The sequence below is a fragment of the Psychromonas arctica genome (assembly GCF_038155225.1).
Classification (GTDB): Bacteria; Pseudomonadota; Gammaproteobacteria; order Enterobacterales; family Psychromonadaceae; genus Psychromonas; species Psychromonas arctica_B.
In genome coordinates this window covers 1-217 of record NZ_JBAKBA010000339.1, presented here as the reverse complement: position 1 = coordinate 217, position 217 = coordinate 1, and the positions used below count along the sequence as shown (strand labels likewise).

Annotated in this window: 1 pseudogene; it reads left to right on the top strand. The window is 35.5% G+C overall.

The window, feature by feature from the left end:
- Window positions 1-217: pseudogene (locus tag V6255_RS18730) on the top strand (EamA/RhaT family transporter); the annotation flags it as partial.

Below are 217 nucleotides of genomic sequence, written 5' to 3'. Positions count from 1 at the left end.
CTTTAGTCAGTCGCTTTCAAAGATTGCCTTTAACTGAAATGTTGCTGTTATTGGTCGCCATTTTTTGTGGAACAAGTTATTGCTTAACAAAAGAAGCACTTATTTTTACCAGAGTTTTATTGTTTATAGCAGTTCGATTCTCGTTAACCGGTCTTTGCATGGAACCTATCGTATTTAAAGAATACCGAGAAGGTAAAAATAAGGATTGGAAAGTGGC